The 22,653-nt window shown below is 65.3% G+C and carries 26 protein-coding genes and 1 riboswitch; of the genes, 13 read left to right on the forward strand and 13 right to left on the reverse strand.

The window, feature by feature from the left end; all coding sequences use genetic code 11:
• Positions 1-6: 6 nt before the first annotated feature.
• Positions 7-1,686: a long-chain-fatty-acid--CoA ligase gene (locus tag ACFZCE_RS01040; RefSeq protein ID WP_390935262.1), complete on the reverse strand. Its 1,680-nt coding sequence runs from the start codon at positions 1,684-1,686 to the stop codon at positions 7-9.
• Between the two features lie 62 nt (positions 1,687-1,748).
• On the reverse strand, positions 1,749-2,378 hold the full coding sequence (locus tag ACFZCE_RS01045; RefSeq protein WP_390935264.1) for a LysE family transporter: 630 nt from the start codon (positions 2,376-2,378) through the stop codon (positions 1,749-1,751).
• Positions 2,379-2,460: 82 nt separating this feature from the next.
• On the opposite strand from ACFZCE_RS01045, the gene ACFZCE_RS01050 reads away from it, so the two are divergent.
• The 3 genes from ACFZCE_RS01050 to ACFZCE_RS01060 all read left to right on the forward strand — a co-directional run bounded on the left by ACFZCE_RS01050 (position 2,461) and on the right by ACFZCE_RS01060 (position 5,294).
• Positions 2,461-3,414, forward strand: a complete 954-nt coding sequence (locus ACFZCE_RS01050) for a 2-hydroxyacid dehydrogenase (RefSeq protein WP_390935266.1) — start codon at positions 2,461-2,463, stop codon at positions 3,412-3,414.
• Positions 3,415-3,455: 41 nt separating this feature from the next.
• Positions 3,456-4,454 (forward strand): methyltransferase, encoded by a 999-nt coding sequence (locus ACFZCE_RS01055; RefSeq protein WP_390935268.1) that lies wholly within the window; start codon positions 3,456-3,458, stop codon positions 4,452-4,454.
• A gap of 41 nt (positions 4,455-4,495) precedes the next feature.
• Positions 4,496-4,689: riboswitch (yybP-ykoY riboswitch) on the forward strand.
• Positions 4,690-4,709: 20 nt separating this feature from the next.
• Complete coding sequence (locus ACFZCE_RS01060) at positions 4,710-5,294, forward strand: TMEM165/GDT1 family protein (protein ID WP_390935270.1); 585 nt, start codon at positions 4,710-4,712, stop codon at positions 5,292-5,294.
• 74 nt (positions 5,295-5,368) lie between these two features.
• Here ACFZCE_RS01060 and ACFZCE_RS01065 read toward each other — a convergent pair whose 3' ends face one another.
• Entirely contained in the window at positions 5,369-6,184 is an 816-nt protein-coding gene (locus ACFZCE_RS01065) for a M48 family metalloprotease (RefSeq protein WP_390935272.1), read from the reverse strand.
• A 437-nt stretch (positions 6,185-6,621) separates the two neighbouring features.
• Here ACFZCE_RS01065 and ACFZCE_RS01070 point away from each other — a divergent pair, with 437 nt between their 5' ends.
• On the forward strand, positions 6,622-7,143 hold the full coding sequence (locus ACFZCE_RS01070) for a hypothetical protein (RefSeq protein ID WP_390935274.1): 522 nt from the start codon (positions 6,622-6,624) through the stop codon (positions 7,141-7,143).
• A gap of 1 nt (position 7,144) precedes the next feature.
• Here the strand turns inward: ACFZCE_RS01070 and ACFZCE_RS01075 are convergent, their stop codons facing one another.
• From ACFZCE_RS01075 to ACFZCE_RS01085, 3 genes are read right to left on the reverse strand one after another with little or no spacing between them, the layout of a single operon-like run.
• Positions 7,145-7,765: an SOS response-associated peptidase family protein gene (locus tag ACFZCE_RS01075; protein WP_390935276.1), complete on the reverse strand. Its 621-nt coding sequence runs from the start codon at positions 7,763-7,765 to the stop codon at positions 7,145-7,147.
• 19 nt (positions 7,766-7,784) lie between these two features.
• Positions 7,785-8,045 carry a putative signal transducing protein gene (locus ACFZCE_RS01080; protein WP_390935277.1) on the reverse strand — a complete coding sequence of 87 codons (261 nt, stop codon included), beginning with the start codon at positions 8,043-8,045 and terminating at the stop codon, positions 7,785-7,787.
• Positions 8,045-8,227, reverse strand: a complete 183-nt coding sequence (locus ACFZCE_RS01085; protein ID WP_390935279.1) for a CPXCG motif-containing cysteine-rich protein — start codon at positions 8,225-8,227, stop codon at positions 8,045-8,047. Before ACFZCE_RS01085 ends, ACFZCE_RS01080 begins: the two co-directional genes overlap by 1 nt.
• 73 nt (positions 8,228-8,300) lie before the next feature.
• On the opposite strand from ACFZCE_RS01085, the gene ACFZCE_RS01090 reads away from it, so the two are divergent.
• Positions 8,301-9,467 carry a 1-acyl-sn-glycerol-3-phosphate acyltransferase gene (locus ACFZCE_RS01090; protein WP_390935281.1) on the forward strand — a complete coding sequence of 389 codons (1,167 nt, stop codon included), beginning with the start codon at positions 8,301-8,303 and terminating at the stop codon, positions 9,465-9,467.
• 93 nt (positions 9,468-9,560) lie between these two features.
• On the forward strand, positions 9,561-9,767 hold the full coding sequence (locus tag ACFZCE_RS01095) for a hypothetical protein (RefSeq protein ID WP_390935282.1): 207 nt from the start codon (positions 9,561-9,563) through the stop codon (positions 9,765-9,767).
• Positions 9,768-9,807: 40 nt separating this feature from the next.
• Here ACFZCE_RS01095 and ACFZCE_RS01100 read toward each other — a convergent pair whose 3' ends face one another.
• Positions 9,808-10,392 carry a YajG family lipoprotein gene (locus ACFZCE_RS01100; protein ID WP_390935284.1) on the reverse strand — a complete coding sequence of 195 codons (585 nt, stop codon included), beginning with the start codon at positions 10,390-10,392 and terminating at the stop codon, positions 9,808-9,810.
• 198 nt (positions 10,393-10,590) lie between these two features.
• On the opposite strand from ACFZCE_RS01100, the gene ACFZCE_RS01105 reads away from it, so the two are divergent.
• Together ACFZCE_RS01105 and mqo are read left to right on the forward strand one after the other, a co-directional pair.
• Entirely contained in the window at positions 10,591-10,824 is a 234-nt protein-coding gene (locus tag ACFZCE_RS01105; RefSeq protein ID WP_390935285.1) for a hypothetical protein, read from the forward strand.
• A 548-nt stretch (positions 10,825-11,372) separates the two neighbouring features.
• Complete coding sequence (gene mqo / locus ACFZCE_RS01110; protein WP_390935287.1) at positions 11,373-12,884, forward strand: malate dehydrogenase (quinone); 1,512 nt, start codon at positions 11,373-11,375, stop codon at positions 12,882-12,884.
• Between the two features lie 59 nt (positions 12,885-12,943).
• Here the strand turns inward: mqo and ACFZCE_RS01115 are convergent, their stop codons facing one another.
• From ACFZCE_RS01115 to ACFZCE_RS01125, 3 genes are all read right to left on the reverse strand, one after another.
• On the reverse strand, positions 12,944-13,231 hold the full coding sequence (locus ACFZCE_RS01115; RefSeq protein ID WP_390935289.1) for a PA4642 family protein: 288 nt from the start codon (positions 13,229-13,231) through the stop codon (positions 12,944-12,946).
• Between the two features lie 68 nt (positions 13,232-13,299).
• Positions 13,300-13,782, reverse strand: a complete 483-nt coding sequence (locus tag ACFZCE_RS01120) for a hypothetical protein (RefSeq protein ID WP_390935290.1) — start codon at positions 13,780-13,782, stop codon at positions 13,300-13,302.
• 63 nt (positions 13,783-13,845) lie between these two features.
• Positions 13,846-14,403 (reverse strand): hypoxanthine-guanine phosphoribosyltransferase, encoded by a 558-nt coding sequence (locus ACFZCE_RS01125; protein ID WP_390935291.1) that lies wholly within the window; start codon positions 14,401-14,403, stop codon positions 13,846-13,848.
• 163 nt (positions 14,404-14,566) lie between these two features.
• Between ACFZCE_RS01125 and upp the strand changes: the two genes are divergently transcribed.
• Positions 14,567-15,202, forward strand: coding sequence for a uracil phosphoribosyltransferase (gene upp, locus ACFZCE_RS01130; RefSeq protein WP_390935293.1), 636 nt, complete (start codon positions 14,567-14,569; stop codon positions 15,200-15,202).
• 231 nt (positions 15,203-15,433) lie between these two features.
• On the opposite strand, the gene hemH is transcribed toward upp, so the two are convergent.
• On the reverse strand, positions 15,434-16,453 hold the full coding sequence (gene hemH / locus ACFZCE_RS01135; protein WP_390935295.1) for a ferrochelatase: 1,020 nt from the start codon (positions 16,451-16,453) through the stop codon (positions 15,434-15,436).
• 13 nt (positions 16,454-16,466) lie between these two features.
• Positions 16,467-17,369, reverse strand: a complete 903-nt coding sequence (locus ACFZCE_RS01140; RefSeq protein WP_390935297.1) for a TIGR01777 family oxidoreductase — start codon at positions 17,367-17,369, stop codon at positions 16,467-16,469.
• A 211-nt stretch (positions 17,370-17,580) separates the two neighbouring features.
• Between ACFZCE_RS01140 and ACFZCE_RS01145 the strand changes: the two genes are divergently transcribed.
• The 4 genes from ACFZCE_RS01145 to phrB all read left to right on the forward strand — a co-directional run bounded on the left by ACFZCE_RS01145 (position 17,581) and on the right by phrB (position 22,000).
• The gene (locus ACFZCE_RS01145) at positions 17,581-18,570 is read left to right on the forward strand and encodes an FAD-dependent oxidoreductase (RefSeq protein WP_390935299.1); all 990 of its coding nucleotides are present in this window, start codon (positions 17,581-17,583) and stop codon (positions 18,568-18,570) included.
• Between the two features lie 102 nt (positions 18,571-18,672).
• Positions 18,673-19,635, forward strand: a complete 963-nt coding sequence (locus tag ACFZCE_RS01150) for a DUF1722 domain-containing protein (RefSeq protein WP_390935301.1) — start codon at positions 18,673-18,675, stop codon at positions 19,633-19,635.
• Positions 19,636-19,638: 3 nt separating this feature from the next.
• Positions 19,639-20,565, forward strand: a complete 927-nt coding sequence (locus ACFZCE_RS01155) for a MerR family transcriptional regulator (protein WP_390935303.1) — start codon at positions 19,639-19,641, stop codon at positions 20,563-20,565.
• Between the two features lie 7 nt (positions 20,566-20,572).
• A complete protein-coding gene (phrB, locus tag ACFZCE_RS01160; RefSeq protein ID WP_390935305.1) occupies positions 20,573-22,000 on the forward strand; it encodes a deoxyribodipyrimidine photo-lyase in 1,428 nt (475 codons plus the stop codon).
• A 34-nt stretch (positions 22,001-22,034) separates the two neighbouring features.
• Here the strand turns inward: phrB and ACFZCE_RS01165 are convergent, their stop codons facing one another.
• The gene (locus ACFZCE_RS01165) at positions 22,035-22,553 is read right to left on the reverse strand and encodes an acyloxyacyl hydrolase (RefSeq protein ID WP_390935306.1); all 519 of its coding nucleotides are present in this window, start codon (positions 22,551-22,553) and stop codon (positions 22,035-22,037) included.
• Positions 22,554-22,653 lie beyond the last annotated feature (100 nt).

Here is a 22,653-nt window from a genome sequence, read left to right on the forward strand (position 1 = left end):
TGGTTTTCATAAAGACGACAGGAACGGGCTGTTGCTCGCCTGCCAGTCGACGATGTCGACCCGGATGCGTTTCTTGTCCAGCTTGCCGACGCTGGTCTTGGGGATTTCCGGTACCCGCGCGATCTGGCTGGGCACTGCCCATTTGTTGATCCGGCCCTGCTCCACGAACGGCGCCAGGTGGGTTTTGATCGCCTGGGCGTCGAGCGCCTGGCCCTCGTGCAGCACCACCAGCGCGAACGGCCGCTCGCCCCACTGGGCGTCGGCCACGCCCACCACCGCCACCTCGCGCACCACCGGGTGCTGGGCGATCAACGCCTCGAGCTCGAGCGAAGACACCCACTCGCCGCCGGTCTTGATCACATCCTTGATACGGTCGCGGATGTCGATCACCCCGTGTTCGTCGAGGGTGGCCACGTCGCCGGTGTGCATCCAGCCGCCCTGCCACAGCTCGGCGCCTTTTTCCGGTTCCTTGAAGTAGCTCATGGTCAGCCACGGCGCGCGCAGCACCAGTTCGCCCTGGCTGTGACCGTCGGCCGGCTGGAAATTACCCTCGGTGTCGACCACCGCGGCATCGACCAGCGGCACCGGCACCCCGGCCTTGAGCCGGTAGGGAACCCGCGTGGCGTCGTCGGCGGCCATCAGTTCTTCGTCGAAGTAGGCGCAGGCGATCAACGGGCAGGTTTCAGACATGCCGTACGCCGCGGTGAGCTGGATCCCCCGCGCCAGTGCGGCGTCGTACAGGGTGCGGTTGAGCGCGCTGCCGCCGATGATGATCTTCCAGCCGCCAAAATCGATACCAGCGCCCTGCTTGCAGGCCAGCAGCATTTGCAGGATGGTCGGCACGCAGTGGGAGAAGGTGACCTTCTCCTGCTGCCACAGCCGCACCAGCATGTCGGGCTCGTAGCGGCCGGGGTACACCTGCTTGATGCCGAGCATGGTGGCCACGTAGGGCACGCCCCAGGCATGCACGTGGAACATCGGGGTGATCGGCATGTACACGTCGTTGGTGCCCATCAGCCGCACGCAGTCGACGCTGCCCAGCAGGGTGGCGATGCCCATGGTGTGCAGCACCAGTTGCCGGTGGGTGAAGTACACCCCCTTGGGGTTGCCGGTGGTGCCGGTGGTGTAGAAGGTGGTGGCCACCGAGTTCTCGTCGAAATCGGGGAAGTCGTAGTGCTCCGGCTGCGCCGCCAGCAGCGCTTCGTACTCGCCCAGCAACCCGGGCAGGTCATGCTCGCCGGCGCCGCTGTCGCTGAGCACGATGGTGCTTTCGACCGTGGTCAGTTGCCCGGCCAGGGCGTTGTACAGCGGAATGAACTCACTGTTGACCAGCACCAGGCGGTCTTCGGCGTGGTTCATGGTGTAGAGGATCTGCTCCGGCGACAGCCGCACGTTGATGGTGTGCGCCACCGCGCCGATCATCGGGATGGCGAACATGCACTCGAGGTAACGGTGGCTGTCCCAGTCCATGATCGCCACCGTGTCGCCAGGCTTGACCCCCGCAGCGACCAGCGCCCCGGCCAGGCGGGCGATGCGCGTGTTGAGGGTGCGGTAGTCGAAGCGCACCAGGTCGCGGTAGACGATTTCCCGGGAACGTTCATAACGGCTGCCCGATTTGAGCAAATGCTTGATGAGCAGCGGGTAGGAGTAGGCACCTTCGGCGGGAGGGAGAACACGCGTCTGCATCGGGGGGTCCTTTTAGGCGAGTGCTGGGCAATCTCCTGAGCCTAGCACTCGTTTCAGAGCCCTCAATGCATTTCGGTCAGGGCGATCTTCACCCCCAACGCCACCAGCACCGCGCCCATGGTGCGGTCGAACCAATGGCCCATGCGGGCAAAGCCAGCGCGCACCCGCGCCTGGCTGAACAGCAGCGCCACCAGGCAGAACCACCCCGCGGTGGCGAAGGCCAGGTACACGCCATAGCCGGCCTGTACCGCCAGTGGGGTGTGCGGGTTGATCACCACGGTGAACAGCGACAGGAAGAACAGCGTCGCCTTGGGGTTCAGGCCGTTGGTCATGAAGCCCGCGGTGTAGGCCTGGCGTGGCGAGCGTGGCTGCAGGCCGCGCACCAGAACGGCCTCGCCGGGCGCCGCCGGGCGCGCGCGCAGGGCCTTGAAGCCGATGTACAGCAGGTAAGCAGCCGCCAGCCATTTGAGCAGGTTGAACAGCACGATCGACTGCGACACGATCAGGCCGATCCCCAGCAACGAATAGCCTACGTGGAGGAAGATCGCCGAGCCCACGCCCAGCGCTGTCCAGGTGCCGGCGCGGCGGCCGTGGGTCACGCTTTCGCGCACCACCACGGCGAAATCCGGCCCGGGGCTGGCCACAGCGAGCAGGTGAATCAGTGCAACGGTGAGAAACTCGGTCCAGTACATGGCGGCAGGCCTCAAAATTTGTAACAAATAGGTTCTTCGATTGGGTAATTTACCACCACAACCCCACAAGAGGCGGCACCTGATGCGCGCGGTTTTTCTCGATCACAGCTCCCTGGACCTCGGCGACCTCGACTTGGCGCCCCTGCGCCAGGTGTTCAGCGCCCTGCACCTGCACGCCAGCACCGAGCCGGCCGACACTGCCGCGCGCCTGGCCGGGTACGGGGTGGCGATCAGCAACAAGGTACTGATCGACGCCCAGGCCCTGGCCGCCAACCCACAACTGAAGCTGATCCTGGTGTCAGCCACCGGCACCAACAACGTTGACCTGGCCGCCGCCCGCGCCCAAGGGGTGACGGTGTGCAACTGCCAGGGCTACGGCACCCCGTCGGTGGCGCAGCACACGCTGATGCTGCTACTGGCGCTGGCCACCAGCCTGCCGCAGTACCAGCAAGCGGTCGCCGCCGGGCAATGGCAGAAGGCCAAGCAGTTCTGCCTGCTGGACTTCCCCATCGTCGAGCTGGAGGGCAAAACCCTCGGCCTGCTCGGCCACGGCGAGCTGGGCAGCGCGGTGGCGCGCCTGGCCGAAGCGTTCGGCATGCGCGTGCTGATCGGCCAGTTGCCCAACCGCCCGGCGCGCGACGGCCGCTTGCCGCTGAGCGAACTGCTGCCGCAGGTCGATGCCCTCACCCTGCACTGCCCGCTCAACGAACACACCCGCGACCTGATCGGCGCCGCCGAGCTGGCGCTGCTCAAGCCCGGCGCGTTTGTGATCAACGCCGGGCGCGGCGGCCTGGTCAATGAACAGGCCCTCGCCGATGCCCTGCGCAGCGGCCACCTTGGCGGCGCCGCCACCGACGTGCTGACCACCGAGCCGCCGGCCGCCGGCAACCCGTTGCTGGCCAGCGACCTGCCGCGCTTGATCGTGACCCCGCACAGCGCCTGGGGCAGCCGCGAAGCACGCCAGCGTATCGTCGGCCAACTGGCCGACAACGCCGGCGCCTTCGCCGAGGGCCGGGCACTGCGCGTGGTCAGCTGAGCTTTGGTAAACTTCGCGGTTTTTTAGCCAAGGAGCTGACCATGGACCCGCGCAGTGAAGTGCTGCTACGCCAGGCCGACCTGTTCGCCGGCCCACTGCTGCTGGCCGGCGCGCCGGCCGACGGCCTGCTCGCGCAGCTGCCGCAGGCCCAGGCCTGGAGCTGGAACGCCGCCGACCACGGCGCCCTCGCCGGGCGCTTCGGCGGGCGCTGCCACTTTGGCACCGAGGTGCCCGCGGGCAGCTTCAGCGCCGCGGTGCTGTTCTTGCCCAAGGCCAAGGACCTCGCCAGCTACCTGCTCGATGCCCTTGCCGCCCGCCTGGGCGGCGCCACGCTGTACCTGGTGGGAGAAAAGCGCGGCGGCATCGAGGGCTCGGCGCGGCTGCTGCAAGGTTATGGCGCACCGCGCAAGCTCGACAGCGCGCGGCACTGCCAGTTGTGGCGGGTTGATGTCGCCACCCCGCCCGCGGCCCCGGTGCTGCAGGCCTTGGCACAACGCTTCAGCGTCGCGGCCCCGGGCGGCGCGCTGCAGGTGGTGAGCCTGCCGGGGGTGTTCAGCCACGGCCGCCTCGACCGCGGCACCGCGCTGCTGCTCGAACACCTTGAAGGCCTGCCCGGCGGGCACCTGCTGGACTTCGGCTGCGGCGCCGGGGTGGTTGGCGCGGCGCTCAAGCGGCGCTACCCGGATAGCCGGGTCAGCCTGCTGGATGTCGATGCCTTCGCCATCGCCGCCAGCGCGCTGACCCTGGAGGCCAATGGCCTGGCCGCCGAGCTGATTTGCGGCGACGGCATCGACGCCGCGCCCAGCGGGCTGGAGGCGATCATCAGCAACCCGCCGTTCCATACCGGGGTGCACACCCACTACGCCGCTACAGAAACGCTGCTGCGAAAAAGCCGCCAATGCCTGCAAAAAGGTGGGGAAATCCGCCTGGTCGCGAATAGCTTCCTGCGCTACCCGCCGCTGCTCGAAGAGGCCTTGGGCAATTGCCAAACCCTCGCTGAACGTGAGGGCTTCCGCCTCTATCGCGCGGCCAAGGCCTAGAAACAAACCGCTTGCCTTTGCCAAGCCAGCTAGGCAGAATCCGCTCCGTCCTAGGGGAGTAGTCTCCCGGCGAGCCGCCTGGCTCGCATTGGCACGCGTCAACACACTTGGCCCACAGGCCATGGCGCGAGCGACCCGGAGGCCCACGTCAGAGGGGCCCGGCGGTTTGACAAGACCTATGACACGCACACCTTACCCGGGGCGGGGAGGCTGTACGTGTCATAGCCGTGTCGACCCGCCCCCGTAGGAAGCCTGATGCTTGAATCCCTTCTTGTCCCAACCGGTATCGTTGCGCTGGCCGAAATCGGTGACAAGACCCAACTCCTTGCGCTGATCCTCGCCGCTCGCTTTCGCAAGCCGGTACCGATCATTCTCGGCATTCTTGCCGCCACGCTGGCCAACCATGCCGCCGCTGGCGCCGTGGGCGCGTGGGTGAGTAGCTACCTGACCGACACCGTGCTGCACTGGATCCTCGCCGCGAGCTTCACCGCCACCGCGCTGTGGACGCTGGTGCCCGACAAAATGGACGACGACGAAGCCAACCGCGGCAGCAAGTTCGGCCCGTTCATGGCCACGTTGATTGCGTTCTTCATCGCTGAAATCGGCGACAAAACGCAAGTGGCCACGGTGATGCTGGCCGCCCAGTACCCGCACCTGCTGCTGGTGATCATCGGTACCAGCCTGGGCATGCTGATCGCCAACGTGCCGGTGGTGCTGGCGGGCAACTTCGCCGCCGACAAACTGCCGCTGACCCTGATCCGCCGCCTGGCCGCCGCCGCGTTCTTCGTGCTGGCGGTGTACTCGGTGTACAAGGCGATGGTGGTGAGCGGCTGGCTTTAAGCCTGCCGCTTCCAGCGGGAAGCGGCAAGCGGCAAGCGGCAAGCAAGCAAGCAAGCAAGCAACAAGCCTGAGGGCTAGCCCTTGGCGGCCTGGTAGAGCGGCATCACCTTGGGGATCGCCGCCTGCAAGGCGCTGATGCGGTTGGCGTCGGAGGGGTGGGTGCTGAGGAATTCCGGCTGCCCTGCCCCACCGGCGGCGTTCATTTTCTTCCACAGAGTGATCGCCGCGTTCGGGTTGTAGCCGGCGCGGGCCGACAGCTCCAGGCCGATGAGGTCTGCTTCGTTCTCGTTGGCGCGGCTGTTGGGCAAGGTCATGCCGTACTGGGTGACCGTGTCGGCCAGCGCCAGCGAATCCTGCCCCAGGCCGAACAGGGCGCCGGCGCCCTGCTTCGCCATCTCGATGCCGTACGCCTTGGACATCGCCTCGCGGCCGTGCTCGCGCAGGGCGTGGGCGATTTCATGGCCCATCACCGCGGCCAGTTCGTCGTCGCTCAGTTGCAGTTTATCGATGATCCCGGTGTAGACGATGATCTTGCCGCCGGGCCCGCAGTTGGCGTTCAGTTCATCGCTTTTGATCAGGTTCACCTCCCACGGCCACTGCGCGGCGTCCGGGCGCAGCTTCGGCGCCTGGGCGATCAGGCGGTCGGCCACTGCCTGCACGCGCTTGGCCTCGGCGCTGTTCTTGTCCAGCGCGCCCTGGGCGCTGGCCTTGCTCAGCGTGTCTTTATAAGAGGTGGCATACATCTGGTTGACCTGGTCGGTCGAGAGCATGCTGAACATGTACTGCTTGCGGTTGACACCGACCGCGTCGCCGCTGGTGGTGTTCACCGCCTGGCACCCGGCGAGCAGCAGGCTGCCGGCCAGCGCCAGGGGAAAGAATGGCTTGCGCATGAAAGGGTTCCCTTACCGATGTGGCGTGTATCGTAACCGATACGATGGGCGGCGGGGATGGTGGCAAATGGGCCGTTTACATAGAGAAACCAAACCAGGCAGCCAATAGGGAAGCGGTGCTTGGTAGGCCATACAGGTATTGGTAAGGTTCGGGGCCAACAACGAAAAAACCCGCCATTAAGGCGGGTTTTGTCTACAGCACTTGCTTATGTCCGTGGGTGGAGGCTTGCGCCCGCGTTTCCCTCGGCGAGTGCAGTCGAGATTAAGGAAAGCCGCCCGTGCCGTCAACTCCCCACCCCTCATTACCATCAGCCTTGAGCCGGCTGTTGTCGACACCACGCTTCGCAACCTATGAGGCTGCCACTGCCATAGCTGGGCAAGTTCAACCATGGGCAGCTGTTACTTTGTATGCCTGGAATGCACAGGTGGCCGGGGCGATGCTTGCTCCGCTGCACATGTGCGAGATAACAGTACGCAACGCTGTCGCCGAAGCGCTCTGCGCCGTATACGGCCCACGCTGGCCTTGGCAGAGCACATTCGAAATGAGCTTACCGATGCCGAAAGGGCCGGGTTACAACCCCCGCCGCGACCTTATCGACACGCGCAAGCGCGTGCCGACTCCGGACCGGGTGATTGTCGAGCTCAAGTTCAAATTCTGGGAAAGCCTGTTTACTCGCCGCCACGATGCCAGGGTGTGGATACCGCAACTGTTCACGACGTTCCCCCATCTTCCCCGCGATCGCTCGGTAGCCGAGCACCGTCAACGCCTGGCGGACGACTTGAAATCCATCCGTTTACTCCGCAACCGCATCGCCCATCACGAACCTATCTTCAACCGGAAATTGGCAGAAGACCTTTCCAGGGCAAAAAAGATTGTCGCAGCACGCTGCGGGGTTTGCGCCTCCTGGATGCTGGGTGAACAGCTAGCGACAGCTGCCATCGGCGCCAACCCGCTTTGACTCACGCCGGCGTCAAACACTCCGGCGCATCCAGCTTCGGGTCGTTCACCAATTTTGCCAACGGCCGCTCGCGCAGGCTGGCGCAGGGCTTGGCCAGCAGGCTGTACAGCTGCGGCAGCGGCGTGTCGGCGGCCAGCCACAGCGCCTGCTCGCGGGCATCGAGGATCAACGGCCGGCGTTGAGCGGCGGCGGCCTGGGTGACCACCGCGGTGCTCAGCCATACCTCCTCACCTACGCTGTAGGCCTCCCACACGGCGGCGAAGTACAGGTTCGAGCCTTCGCCTGGGGTCAACCAATAGGGTTGCTTGCGCACCGAGCCGCGCCACTCGTAAAAACCATTGGCCGGCAGCAGGCAGCGGCGCTGGCGGAACGCCTCACGGAACAACGGCTGCTCGGCCAGGGTTTCGGCGCGGGCCTGGGCCGGGGTACGGGAGAAGTCGGTGACCCAGGCTGGGGTCAGCCCCCAGCGCGCGCGGGCCAGGTTCAGGCCTTCGGGGCCTTGGCGCTGGATCAGCACCGCCTGGCCGGGAGAGATGTTCCATTGCGCCTGATGCTGCGCGGGAAACCCCGGCAAGGCGGCAAAAGCCGGGTTCCAGCGAAACAGCGCGTAGCGTCCACACATCAGAAGGGCAAGGCTCCGGTCAGCACAGCAAGATACCAGGGCCGCTGTCAGGCTCTTCGCCCGCCACCGGCAGGGCGCTAGTGTACTGGTTGATCAGCGCCAGCGCGCGCTCGGCCTGGGCATCGTCCACCGCCAGGTTCAACAGGCCGATGGCCGGCAGCTCGCCCATCGCGCCGACCAGGTCGCGGCCCTGCAGGTGCGCGCCGATGCCCTCACTGGCGAGCATCACCAGCAACACCTCGGCCTCGAGCAGGTTTTCCGGTTCGTAGATGCGCTTCATCATTCGTTCTCGCTGTACACATCCAACGACCACTGGCTGCCATCGGTGTGCAGCACGAACTGAATCGGCCGGCAGCACACCGGGCAGTCTTCAATATAGTCCTGATCCCCGCCCGACAGGTCGAGCACGGCCTCGGCCGGCTCGCCGCAATAGGGGCAAAAATAACGCTCGGTTTCCAGCATCGGGCTTCCCCTTCCAGTTATGCGTATAATCGCCGCTCTGTTTCACTACTCAAGCCGTTGCCAACAAGAGAGCATGATGGGCGAATTCGATGCCATCCGACCTTACGATGACTCCGAGGTCAAAGCCGTACTGACCAGGCTCCTCAAAGACCCGGCGTTTCTCGACACCCTCATCCACTTCCGCTTCCCGCGCTTTGCCGGTGGTTTCGGCTGGCTGCTCAAGCCGATGGTGGCGCGCAAGCTCGCCCGCGAATTCGCCGGCATCGAGAGCGTGGCCGCCCTGCAAGACAAGGTCGAGATGTACGTCGACCACACCATCGAACGCGCCACCGATGGGGTGACCTACACCGGCGTCGAGCAGTTCAAGTCCGGCAATGCCTATCTGTTCCTGGCCAACCACCGCGACATCGTGATGGACCCGGCCTTCGTCAACTACGCCGTGTACCACGCCGGGCTGCCCACGCCGCGCATCGCCATTGGCGATAACCTGCTGCAACGGCCGTTCGTCAGCGACCTGATGCGCCTGAACAAAAGCTTCATCGTGCACCGCTCGGTCAGTGGCCGCCGGGAAAAACTCGCCACTTACCAGTTGCTGTCGGCGTACATCAACCACTCCATCCGCAGCGACTGCGCCTCTATCTGGATCGCCCAGGCCGAAGGCCGGGCGAAGGATGGCGATGACCGTACCGACTCGGCCATCCTGAAAATGTTCCACATGAGCCGCAAGGAAGAGCCTTTCGCCGAAGTTATCCGCTCGCTGAACCTCACCCCGGTGTCGATCAGCTACGAGTATGACCCGTGCGACGCGGCCAAGGCCCGCGAGCTGTACATCCGCGCCACCACCGGCACTTACAAGAAGGCGCCGGGCGAGGATGACCTGAGCATTGCCCTGGGCATTACCGGCTACAAGGGCCGGGTGCACATCAACTTCTCCGCGCCGGTGGCCGAACTGCTCGAAGACACCAAGCAACTGGCGGCGGAGATCGACCGGCGCATCCTCGGCGGCTACCGGCTGTTCCCGGTGCACTACCTGGCCTACGCCCAGTGGGAAGGGGCCGACCCGGCGCTGGTGGTGCCCGCCGCCAGCGAGCTGTTCGAGGCCCCGGAACTGGCCGCGGCCCGCGAAGAATGGCAGCGCCGCCTCGACGGCTGCCCGGCCGAACACCGCCCGTACCTGGTGCAGCAGTACGCCACCCCGGTGCGCAACCAGTACCGGGTCAAGGCTGGGCTGGAGCTTTGAGCCGCGCGGTTTAAATTCGCGCGGTCATCTGTTCGTCATGCTCTTGGGGCACGCTTGCGGCCCCACTTCGCCAACGGACAGGACGCTACCCCGATGCTGCACGCCCACAACCAGGACCGCCTCTACCTGATCACCCCCAGCGACGAGCAACAGGCCTTGATCGACGGCCTGAGCATCAATGTGCACGACCGTGGCTGGCTGGTGTATTGCGCGCTGGGCGGGCATGCGCACCACGACCTGCTCGAGGCCGATGCGCGCACCGGGATTGGCATGCCGGACTTCGGCATCGAGGCGGCCTGACCGGCCCTTCGCCCGGCACAGCCGAGCGAGGGCCGCGGGATCACTGGCGCAGGGTCTGGCCGATGGTCGGGTCCTTGAATACCCGGGTGAGGGCATCGCTCAACACATCACTGACCAACTTGGTGTTGGTTTCCTGGTTCGGCGCCATGCCGAAACGCTGGTTCAGCGAAGCACTGTAGCGGCCGCTGTAGCTGTGGCTAGGGCCACGCACGTCGGCGCGGAAGGTGGCCGAGATATTGGCTTCGGTCACGTAGGTGCTGTCTTTCGGCGACTGGTACTTCAGGTCAGCCAGGGTCAGGGTCAATACCGGCGCGCCCATCGCCGAGGCGTTGGGGGTGTAGCCGAGCAAGCGCACCGCGGCTTCGGCCTGGGCTTGCAGCTTGGGCACGACGTCGTTGCCCTGCACGCTCACCGCGCTGGTTTCAGGGTACAGGCCGCCGCGGGTACCGAGCACTGGCGAAGGCCGGCCATCGACCACGCGCACCTGCACGGGCTGGCCCTGGCCAACCGGCGCGAGCTGCTCGAGCAGTTTGGGCTGGGGGCTGAGTTGCTGTGGGCTGCTCGCGCAACCAGCCAGCGTCAGGGCGGACACAGCGATCAAACCGAACAACAAGCGTGGCAACATGCGCGATTCTCCAAAAAGGGCACGAGGCGCCAGTATACCGGCAGCGCAGGGCCCGGGGTATCAGGATGATGTTAAGACTGAACGCCGGCCGCGGCGTTCCTCGCCCGGTTGCAAGCTGGCTGTAAAGGCTTTGTCACCACGGCGTCACGAGCTGTTGATAAGGTTTTGACAAACGCGCCCTGCCCCGAGGTTGTTCCCATGCGCTCCCTGCTCACCCGCCTTGGCCTGCTCGCCCCGCGCCGCACCTACGCCCTGCTCGACAGCAACGGCTTGTGCAGTGGTTTCCACACCGGCACCCAGGCGCCCGCGGGCTATGGCTGGGTGCAGGTACCCGAGGCGCGCCTGCACTGGTTGGGCCGCCCGCTGCCCGCCGAGGCCCGCCTGCCGGCCCGCGCCAGCGGCCGAAACTGGGCCCGCGCCTTCGCCGGGTGACGCCTTCACGGAAGAAAACCGCCTAAAAAGCGAACTTTTTCCCCGCGTTCACCGCTATAATCTGCCCCCGATTATAAGGTCGTCTCCTGATCGGGCTGCGCTATATCGCCGCACCGCGGCATGCTACCCCTCGCCCACCAGAGAGCCGCCCACTTCAGGCCATCGCCCGCGTTGCGCGGTGAGCTTTCTTTGAGGTTCACGTCTTCAAAAGAGCGTGAAAAACAACGGGTTTTCACAACTTCACAAGAGTGTGGCGAGCAAAATGAACAGTCTTGCAGCAGCTAAAGCACCATTAACCACAAGGCCAGGCGCATCGAACCCAACCCGATACCGGGGCTGACCCGGCCACGGCGCATTGCCTCGCCCGTTGGTCGAATTGCCCGAGCATGCCGGCGCATGCGTAGATAGGCACCTTCGGCAACCGGGAGCGCGGCGTGCGCTGGCGATGATCATCGGCCAGGGCCGGGTGAGCTTACCTGCTTTGCGCGGTCACACCCCTAGTGAGGCCTGGCTGTCAAACAGATGTGGTTGATTTTGGAGATGCGTTAATGGCGCAGAATGAAGCAGTGGACGTAGTGCTGGTGGGCGCGGGCATCATGAGTGCCACCCTGGCGGTGCTGCTCAAGGAGCTCGACCCGGCCCTGCGGCTGGAAGTGGTCGAGGCGATGGACTCGGGCGCGGCAGAGAGCTCCAACCCCTGGAACAACGCCGGCACCGGGCACGCCGGCCTCTGCGAGCTGAACTACACGCCGCAGGCGGCCGACGGTTCGGTGGACATCAAAAAGGCCGTGCACATCAACACCCAATTCGAGGTGTCGAAGCAGTTCTGGGCCTACCTGATCCGCAAGGGCGCCTTTGGCACCCCGAAAGCGTTCATCAACCCGGTGCCGCACCTGAGCTACGTTTCTGGCGACAAGGGCGTGGCCTTCCTGAAGAAGCGCTTCGAATCGCTCAAGCCCCATCACGCCTTCGCCGAGATGGAGTACACCGAAGACAACGCCCTGCTCAAGCAGTGGATGCCGCTGATGATGCCGGGCCGCGACCCGAACGAGCACCTGGCGGCGACCCGCGTGCAGAACGGCACCGACGTGAACTTCGGCGCGCTGACCAACAAGCTGCTGGGCTACCTCGGCCAAACCGACGGCAGCGAGGTGAAGTACTCCAAGAAGGTCACCGGGCTGCGCCGCAACACCGGCGGCTGGGAAGTCGACATCAAGGACGTGAACAGCGGCGCCACCCGCCAGGTCAATGCCCGCTTCGTGTTCCTCGGCGCCGGCGGCGCGGCGCTGCCGCTGCTGCAGGCCTCCGGCGTTGAAGAAGGCAAAGGCTTCGGCGGCTTCCCGGTCAGCGGCCAGTGGTTGCGCTGCGACAACCCCGAGGTGGTCAACCGCCACCAGGCCAAGGTGTACAGCCAGGCCGCGGTGGGTTCGCCACCGATGTCTGTACCGCATCTCGACACCCGCGTGGTCGAAGGCAAGAAGTCCCTGCTGTTCGGGCCCTATGCCGGCTTTACCACCAAGTTCCTCAAGCACGGCTCGCTGATGGACCTCCCCCTGTCGGTGCGCATGAGCAACATCGGCCCAATGCTGGCCGTGGCCCGCGACAACATGGACCTGACCCGCTACCTGGTCAACGAAGTGCGCCAGTCGATGGAGCAACGCCTGGCCTCGCTGCGCAAGTTCTACCCCGAGGCCAAGGCCGAGGACTGGCGCCTGGAAGTGGCCGGCCAGCGGGTGCAGATCATCAAGAAAGACCCGAAAAAAGGCGGCGTGCTGCAGTTCGGTACCGAACTGGTGGCGGCCAAGGACGGCAGCCTGGCGGCCCTGCTGGGCGCCTCGCCGGGTGCGTCGGTCACGGTGTCGATCATGCTCGAGCTGATCGAGCGCTGCTTCCCCGAGCAGTACGCCAGTGCCTGGGCGGGCAAGCTGGCGGAGATCTTCCCCGCCCGCGAAAAAGCCCTGGCGGCGGACGCCGAGCTGTACCAGCGGGTCAATGCCCAGAGCAACCAGGCCCTGGAACTGGTGGAGCCGGCCAGCGACAGCGGCGAGCGGTATGCCTGACGCACCATGAAAAATGCCCCTGAAAAGGGGCATTTTTTTGCGTCGGGGTTGGCTACCCCTCAGCCTTTGGCCGCCTCGATGATCTCGATGTATTCCTCGGCATTGCGCTGGTCTTTGATCAGCGCGATGAAGTCGTGGCCGTCGGCATCCTGGGCGTTCAGGTCATGGCCGGCTTCCTTGAAAAAGCCAACGAAGCGCTCGAAGTCATGGGCACGCAGGCCGCGGTAGGCCTTGATCAGCTTGTGCACGGCCGCCGGGGTGGCATCGGCCGGTTCGTATTGCAGGAAGCTCTTGACGTAGTCATCGCTGATTTCGTCGCCGATCACCTGCTTTTTGTCTTTGCGCATTGCCACTTCACCCTCAGCTCACGGTTGGTATCACAGGGCTGGGAGTGTACCCCCGGCCCCGGCGCGGCTCAATGCGCGCGCGGGCCGCTGGTGCCGGTGGTGTGCAGGTCGGCCCAGATGTGGCCGTTGGCGTAGGCCAGGTACTGCACATACACCGTGTCGTTGCGCAGCAGGTCCATCAACAGGCGGTACTGCACCAGCGGGTAGTTCAGGGTGAGGGTTTTGCTGGCTTCGTCGAAGCTGGCCTTTTTCAGGCTTTTGCTTTCGCTGTCGAAACTGATGACCACCTGGGCCAGGGTGCCGCCCTTGGTCAGCGGCTTGCCCTTGAGGCGCAAGGTGAGCGGTGCGGTGACCGGGATCGGCTGCTCGTTGGACAACCGTTCGTTACCGGCCACCACGCTGAACTCGGTGACCTGCAGCAACTGCTGCTGGGTCGGCTCGCCCTGGCGCAGGTTTTGCTCATCGGGCGGCAGGTACTGCGCATGCAGGGGCGCGGCGGCAAGCGACAAAGGCAACAACAGCAGCGGCAAGGCAGCGAACAGCACGCGCATGGCAGGCTCCAGCGGGGGTGGGCGCTGCACTGTAGCACAGCGCCCGGCCCCGCCGCGCGCCGCTTACAGGCCTTTTACCGCGTAGATGCCCGCGGCGTTGCGCCAGTAGCCTTTGTAGTCCATGCCGTAGCCGAAAATGAACCGGTCGATGCACGGCAGGCCGGTGAAATCGGCCTTCAGGCCCGGGCTGGCCTTGCGGTCGTGGGCTTTGTCGATCAGCACGGCGGTGCGCACCGAGGCGGCGCCGGCGTGTTTGCAGAAGTCGATGATCGCGCTCAGGGTGTGCCCTTCGTCGAGGATGTCGTCGATGATCAGCACGTCACGGTCGATGAACGAGATCTCCGGCTTGGCCTTCCAGAACAGGTCGCCGCCACGGGTTTCGTTGCGGTAGCGGGTGGCGTGCAGGTACGAGGCCTCCAGCGGGAAGCGCAGGTGCGTGAGCAGCTTGCCGGCGAAGATCAGCCCGCCGTTCATCACGCAGAACACCACCGGGTTGCTGTCGGCCATTTGCGCGGTGATCGCCTCGCCCACCCGGGCGATCGCGGCTTCAACCTCGGCTTCGGGGTACAGGCAATCGGCCTCGTCCATCACTTGGCGAATGTGCGTAAGGTCGGCGGGCATGGGCGCTCTCCAGGGGGCTGGCGGGTAAAAGCCGGCAAAGGTACGCATCCGGGCGTTCCGAATCAAGCGTTTGTGGACTAGTGTTCCACCTTGGCCACACACGCCGCCAGGAATGGATTAATCTAGCGCGTTTTTTGTTCCGCGCCCTTTGGAGACAGTGCCCATGCCCACTCGCGAAATACGCCACCCGCTGATCCGCCACAAGCTCGGCCTGATGCGCCGCGCCGACATCAGCACGAAGAATTTTCGCGAACTGGCCCAGGAGGTCGGCGCGCTGCTGACCTACGAAGCCACCAAAGACCTGCCGCTGGAAACCTACGAAATCGACGGCTGGTGCGGCAAGGTGCCGGTGGAGAAAATCGCCGGCAAGAAGATTACCGTGGTGCCGATCCTACGCGCCGGCATCGGCATGCTCGACGGTGTGCTCAGCCTGATCCCGGGGGCGAAGGTCAGCGCCGTGGGCGTGGCGCGCAACGAGGAAACCCTCGAGGCGCACACCTACCTGGAAAAACTCGTGACCGGCATCGAAGCGCGCCTGGCGATGATCATCGACCCAATGCTGGCCACCGGCGGCTCGATGGTCGCGACCATCGACCTGCTGAAAAAAGCCGGCTGCCGCGACATCCGCGCGATGGTGCTGGTGGCCGCGCCCGAAGGCATCGCCGCAGTGGAAAAAGCCCACCCCGATGTGCAGATCTACACCGCCTCGATCGACCAGGGCCTGAATGAGCAGGGGTACATCATCCCTGGCCTGGGCGATGCCGGTGACAAGATTTTCGGGACCAAGCAGAAGGATTGACCGAAGGGCCCATCGCCCGGCACAGCCGGCCTCCCACCAGATTTGTGTAAGTACTTGATTTAAGGGGCAACACAGAACCCGTGGGAGGCCGGCTGTGCCGGGCGAAGGGCCAGTCAGGTCATGCGCTCAGCAAAACCATTTGAAGAAATCAGGGCTTTTTAACCCCGATTCAGCGCTCTGATTGCTTAAGTGAACAGCATTACGGCACAGCCGGGCGATGGGCCGCCCCCCTTACCCCGCCCGCTCACACAGCGCCGCCAACGCCTGCGCCCACTGCGGGTTGTCATTCAAACACGGCACCAACACCAGTTCCTCGCCACCGGCCTCGCGGAACTGTTCGTTGCCGCGGATGCCGATTTCCTCGAGGGTTTCGATGCAATCGGCGACGAACGCCGGGCACATCACCAGCAGCCGCTTGACCCCACGCGCGGCCAGCGCATCCAGCGCCGCGTCGGTGTAGGGCTCGATCCACTTGTTCTTGCCCAGCCGCGACTGGAACGCCACCGACCACTTGCCTTCCGGCAGGCCCATAGCCTGGGCGAAGGCACGGGCGGTGGCCAGGCATTGGCCGCGATAGCACACCGCGCGCTCTTCGGCGCTGGCCTGGGCGCAGCAGTCGGCGGCGCGCAGGTCGTGCCGGCTGCCCTTGGGCAGCAATTTGCGGATGTGGCTTTCCGGCAGGCCGTGGAAGCTCAGCAGCAGGTGGTCGTAGTCATGTTCCAGCCATGGCGCGGCGCTGGCGGCCAAGGCCTGGATGTAGGTGGGGTCGTCGTAGAACGGGCGCAGGGTGCTGACGCTCAGCGGCAGCTGTTGCTCGGCCACTGTGTGTTTGGCCAGCTCGAGCACGGTGGTCACCGTGCTGTCGGCGAACTGCGGGTACAGCGGCGCCAGGGTCACCCGGCGCACGCCCTGGGCGGCCAGGCGTGCCAGCACGCTGGGCAATGCCGGCTCGCCGTAACGCATCGCCACCTCGACCGGGCCATGGGGCCAGAGGCTGTGCATCTGCGCCTGCAAGCGGCGGGTGAGCACCACCAGCGGCGAGCCCTCCTCCCACCAGATCGACGCATAGGCGTGGGCCGACTGCGCCGGGCGCCGGGCGAGGATCAACGACACCAGCAAGCGCCGCAGCGGCCAGGGCAGGTCGATGACGTAAGGGTCCATGAGAAATTGATTGAGGTAGCGGCGTACGTCGCCCACCTCGGTGGAAGCCGGCGAGCCGAGGTTGACCAGCAGCAAAGCGTGATCGGTCATGCACAGTCCTGTTTCAAGGGCGCGAAAAAACGTTATCCAGTGCGGTTTGCACATCGTTGTAACGGAAGCTGAAGCCGGCCTCGAGCAACCGCGCCGGCAGGGCCCGCTGGCCACCGAGCAGCAGCCCGGACATCTCGCCCAGGCCAAAGCGCAGCAGGGATTCGGGCAGCGGTATCAGCGCCGGGCGGTGCAAGGCCTTGCCCAGGCGCTTGACGAACTCGCGGTTGCGCACCGGGTGCGGCGCGCAGGCATTATAGGGGCCGCTGGCGCTCTCACGGTTCAACAAAAAATCTATCAAGGCGATCTGGTCGTCGATGTGAATCCACGGCATCCATTGCCGGCCGGTGCCCAAGCGCCCACCCAGGCCCAGCTTGAACGGCAGGGCCATGCGCGCCAGCATGCCGCCCTCGGCGCTCAGCACCAGCCCGGTGCGCAGCAGCACCACACGAATACCCAGCTCGCTGGCGCGCTCGGCGGTTTCTTCCCAGGCAATGCACAGTTGGCTGGCGAAGTCTTCGCTGACCGGGCCGTGCTCTTCGGTCAGCTCGCGCTGGCCGCCGTCGCCGTACCACCCCACCGCCGAGCCCGAGAGCAACACTGCGGGGCGCTGGCGGCGGTGGCCAAGCCAGGTGAGCAGTTGTTCGGTCAAGGCCACCCGGCTGGCCCACAGCAGCTTGCGCCGCTGGCCGGTCCAGGGGCGGTCGGCGATCGGCGCGCCGGCCAGGTTGACCACCGCGTCCAACGGTTCGTCGTCGAGTGCCTGCAGTTGCCCGATCGCCCGCACCGCTGCGCCGCAGCGCGCGGCGACTGTGTCTGGCTGGCGGCTGAGTACCGTCAGGCGGTGGCCCTGGGACAACCAGAGCTTGCAAAGCTGCTGCCCGATCATCCCTGTACCGCCGGTCAGCAAAATGTGCATGGCAGTCACCTCAATGTGTCCGGCTGGGGGGCCGGTGTGGTCTATTCCTTATCAGAGCAAGGCACTAATGGCCGCGTACGCTCTCAGATAAAACATAGAGCAACACAGCCCTCATTGGTTTTAAGGACGCCACAACTTATACCAGTTTTACCGAATGTACAGGCTTGCAGGGCAAGCGTAGTCTGTTCAGTACGACGTAAAGAGGCATTCCATGACCACTGCACCCATTGCAATCATCGGCACTGGCATCGCTGGGCTCTCTGCGGCCCAGGCACTGACCAAAGCCGGGTGCGCCGTGCACCTGTTCGACAAAAGCCGTGGCCCCGGTGGCCGCGCCTCGAGCAAGCGCAGCGACTTCGGTTCCCTCGACCTCGGCGCGCAGTATTTCACCGCCCGCGACCGCCGTTTCGTCAACCAGCTCCAGCAATGGCAGGCCCAGGGCCTGGTGGCCGAATGGTCGCCCACCCTGTACACCGCCAACGGCAACGGCCTGAACCTGAGCCCAGACGAACAAGTGCGCTGGGTCGGCACCCCGCGCATGGGCGCCATCGGCCGCGAGCTGGCCAAAGACCTGCAAACCGTTTACAGCTGCCGCATCGTCGAAGTGTTTCGCGGCAAAGAGTACTGGCACCTGCTCGACGCCGAGAACCAGAGCCATGGCCCCTTCAGCCATGTGATCTGCGCGGTGCCAGCCCCCCAGGCCACGGCGCTGCTCAGCGCCGCGCCCAAGCTTGCCGCGGTCGCCGCCGGGGTGAAGATGGACCCCACCTGGGCCGTGGCGCTGTGCTTTGAGCAGCCACTGGATACCGACCTCGAGGGCTGCTTCGTGCAGAACAGCCCGCTAGACTGGCTGGCCGCCAACCGCAGCAAGCCCGGCCGCGACGGCAACGGCGACACCTGGGTGCTGCACGCCAGCAGCGAGTGGAGCCGCCAGCACATCGACCTCTCCAAGGAGGCAGTGATCGACCACCTGCACGGCGCCTTCGCCGAACTGGTGAACTGCCCGATGCCCGCCCCGGCCATGAGCGTGGCGCACCGCTGGCTCTACGCCCGGCCCGCCGGCAACCACGAATGGGGCGCTCTGGCAGACGCCGACCTGGGCCTGTACGTGTGTGGCGACTGGTGTTTGTCAGGCCGCGTCGAGGGTGCCTGGCTCAGCGGCCAGGAGGCCGCGCGCAAGTTGCTCGAACACCTGGAGTGACGCCCATCACACCGGCGGGCAGTTGACTCTGCCCGCGGTGAACTTATCATCGGCAACCTTGTACAAACATTCTAGCTTGTACAATTTTATGCCGAGGTCTTTATGCCCGATCCTGCGCCCGCCAAACCGAGAATTGCTATCAGCGCCTGCCTGATGGGCGAGGAAGTGCGCTACAACGGCGGGCATAAGCAGTCCCGCTACTGCCGCGGCCTGCTCAGCGACTATTTCGAGTTCGTGCCGGTGTGCCCGGAAGTGGCGATCGGCCTGGGCATCCCGCGCCAGCCCATCCGCCTGGTGGGCGAGGCCAGCAACCCTCGCGCGCTGGGCACGGTAGACAACCGCCTGGACGCCACCGCCGCATTGGCCGAATACGGCCGCGAGATGGCCGCCAAGCTCGATGACGTGTGCGGCTACATCTTCATGCAGAAATCCCCTTCCTGTGGGGTGGAACGGGTCAAGGTATATCGCGAAGACGGCCTGCCGCAGTTCGAAACCGGCAGCGGCATCTACGCCCGGGTGTTCTGCGAAAGCCGGCCTAGCCTCCCCGTGGAAGAAGAAGGCCGCCTGTGCGACCCGGTGCTGCGCGAGAACTTCATCGTGCGGGTGTACGCCTACGCGGCCTGGCAACAGCTACTGGCCCAGGGCCTGAGCCGCCACGGCCTGACGGATTTTCACGCCCGCTACAAATACCAGTTGATGGCCAGCCACCCACAGCAGTACAAAGCCTTGGGCAAGTTGCTCGGCATGGCCACCACCGCCAGCCTCGAAGAGGTCGCCGCGCAGTACTTCAGCGGGCTGATGCAAGCCCTCAAGCGCCCGGCCACCCGTGGTACCCACGCCAATGTGCTGATGCACATCAGCGGCTACCTGCGCCACTACCTCAACCCCTCGGACAAAGAGGAACTGCGCGCGCTGATCCTGCAGTACCGCGACGGCATCGTGCCGCTGGTGGTGCCGCTGACGTTGCTGAAACATTTATTCCGCCTGCACCCGGACCGTTATATCGCTCAGCAGGTCTACTTGCAGCCCCACCCCGAAACCCTGAGCCTTCGAAATGCGATCTGAACCATGAGCCCAGCCTTAGCCCCCGATGACGATGCCGACTACGGCAAGGCGCTAGCCGAAGGCTGGCTACCGATTCGCGAAGTGTCGCGGCGCACCGGCGTCAACCCGGTTACCCTGCGCGCCTGGGAGCGCCGTTATGGCCTGGTGGTGCCGCACCGCACGCCCAAGGGCCACCGCCTGTATTCGCTGGAGCACCTGCAGCGCATCGAGGCGGTGCTCACCTGGCTCAACCGCGGGGTGACCGTCAGCCAGGTCAAGGCGCTGCTCGACAAGCCCGCCGAACGCATCGTGCACCGCAGCGAAGGCGAGTGGGTACCGGCCCAGCAGCAGTTGATCCACGCCATCAGCGCGCTGGCCGAGCGCAAGCTCGATGACCGGTTCAACCAGGCCATGGCGCTGTACCCACCGGCCACCCTCTGCAGCCAGTTGCTGATGCCCTTGCTGCGCGAGCTGGAACTGCGCTGGCAAAGCCAGCCGGGTACCGCCGCGGAGCGGGTGTTCTTCCTGGGGTGGCTGCGCAGCAAGCTGGGCGCGCGCATTTACCACAACAACCGCCAGCTCAATGGCCAGCCGTTGCTGCTGCTGAACCTCTCCGATGCGCCGATGGAGCCGGCCATGTGGGTCACCGCCTGGCTGGCCAGCAGCGCCGATTGCCCGGTGGAGGTGTTCGACTGGCCGCTGCCGGCCGGCGAACTGACGCCGGCCATGGAGCGCCTGAATGCCCGCGCCGCCGTGTTGTATTCCAGCCGGCCGCTGAACCTCGAGCTGTTGCGTGCGCAACTGACCAGCCAACGCTTCGTGCTGCTGGCCGGGCCCTGCGTGGAAATCCACCGCAGCGAGCTGGCGATGCACCCGCAGTTGTCTCATTTACCGCTGGCGTCTTCGCCGCTCGACGCCCACCGCCAGTTGCAACTGGCCAATCTGATCTGAGGGCCCCATGGCCACACCCGCTCACCAGCTGTACTGGCTGCGCACCGACTTGCGCGTGCACGACAACACTGCCCTGGCCCGCGCCTGCGCCGCCGGCCCAACGATTGCAGTGTTCCTGCTCAGCCCCGGGCAATGGCACCAACACGACGACGCGGCCTGCAAGGTCGACTTCTGGCTGCGCAACCTCAAGGCCCTGGCCGCCGAGCTGAAAGCCCTGCACATCCCGCTGCTGGTGCGCGAGGCCAACCACTGGGCACAGGCACCGAAAGTGATCGCCGCGCTGTGCGAAGAGCACGCCATCGAGCAGGTGCACTGCAACCGCGAGTACGGCGTGAACGAAACCCACCGCGACGACGCTGTGGCCGCCGCGCTCGGTAAAAACGGCGTGGGGTTTACCGCTTATGTAGACGCCACGCTGTTCGAGCCCGGCAGCGTGCTCACCCACAGCGGCGGCTATTTCAAGGTGTTCAGCCAGTTCCGCAAGGTCTGCAACGAGCGCTTGGGGCACAGCTTGCCGGGCATCGTGCGCAAGCCCAGCGCGCAAGCGCCGCTGCGCGTGGCCAGTGACCCGCTTCCCGATTCGGTGAAAGGCTTCGCCACGCCCTCGCAGAGCCTGCGCGAGCTGTGGCCGGCCGGCGAGGGCGAAGCCCGGCGGCGCCTGGAGCACTTTACCGATGGCGTGATCGAGGCCTACGACGTAGACCGCGACCTGCCCTCGCGGCCAGGCACCAGCACGTTGTCTGCCTACCTCACCGCCGGGGTGCTGTCGCCCCGGCAATGCCTGCACGCGGCACTGCGGCACAACCACGGCGAGCTGCAGAGCGGCAACGCCGGTGCCACCACCTGGATCGGCGAGCTGATCTGGCGGGAGTTCTACAAGCACATTCTGGTGGGTTTCCCGCGGGTGTCGATGCACCGCGCCTTTCGCCCGCAAACCGAGGCCCTGCCCTGGCGCCACGCGCCGAAAGACCTCGAAGCCTGGCAACAGGGCCGCACCGGCTTCCCGATCATCGACGCCGCCATGCGCCAGTTGCTCGAAACCGGCTGGATGCACAACCGCCTGCGCATGCTGGTGGCGATGTTCCTGACCAAAAACCTGTTGATCGACTGGCGCGAGGGCGAGCGTTTCTTCATGCAGCACCTGATCGACGGCGACCTGGCCGCCAACAACGGTGGCTGGCAATGGAGCGCGTCTACCGGCACCGACTCAGTGCCGTACTTCCGCCTGTTCAACCCGCTGAGCCAGTCGGAAAAATTCGACGCCCAGGGGGTGTTCCTCAAGCAGTGGCTGCCAGAGCTGCAAAGCCTGAGCAAAAAAGACGTGCACAACCCGGCGCAGGCGCGCGGGCTGTTCGATGAGGTGGATTACCCCAAGCCGATCGTTGACTTGAAGCAGAGCCGTGAACGGGCGTTGAGCGCCTTCAAAAACCTTTGAGGGCCTTACGCCCGGCACGGCCGGGCGATGGCGCTTACAACGGCATCTTGTAGTTCAGCGAATACGCCTCGATGCCATCGTTCGGCTCTTTGATGCCGGCGTTGGAGTAGTGAATGGCCCGCACGCTCAGCTCGTGCCCACCGCCAAACTGCACGCCCAGGCCGATGCGGTCTTCGAAGTTGAAGGCCGAGCCCAGGTCGCGGTCTTCGACCTTGCTGCGGGAGAACACCGACACGCCGATGCCCAGGTCGATGAACGGCTTGATCGAGCCGCTGCCGAATTCGTAACGGAACACCGGGGCGAACGACAGCGTGCTCACGCTGGAGCGTTTGTCACCGTCCCAATAGGTGTAACCGGCGTCCCAATAACCGGTCAGGCGCCCCATGCTGGTTTGCCACCAGCTTTTGTCCCAGTCGATCGCGTAGCCCAACCGATACACTTGGGTCGACTGGCCGGTATCACCCGCCGAAAAACTGATGCCGTCTGCCTGTGCCCCTGTGCTGTACCCCACCGCAAGCGCCGCCACTGCGGCCAGCCCCAACAGTCGCTTCATCGATGTACTTCCTGTGTTGTGTTTTCGAGTTATAGCGCAGCTATAGAAGGCCGTCGCGCTTTGTTAGTTCACTGACACATTACTCGCTTTTCACGTTTTT

It is taken from the genome of Pseudomonas sp. NPDC007930, from assembly GCF_042958985.1.
Lineage (GTDB): Bacteria > Pseudomonadota > Gammaproteobacteria > Pseudomonadales > Pseudomonadaceae > Aquipseudomonas.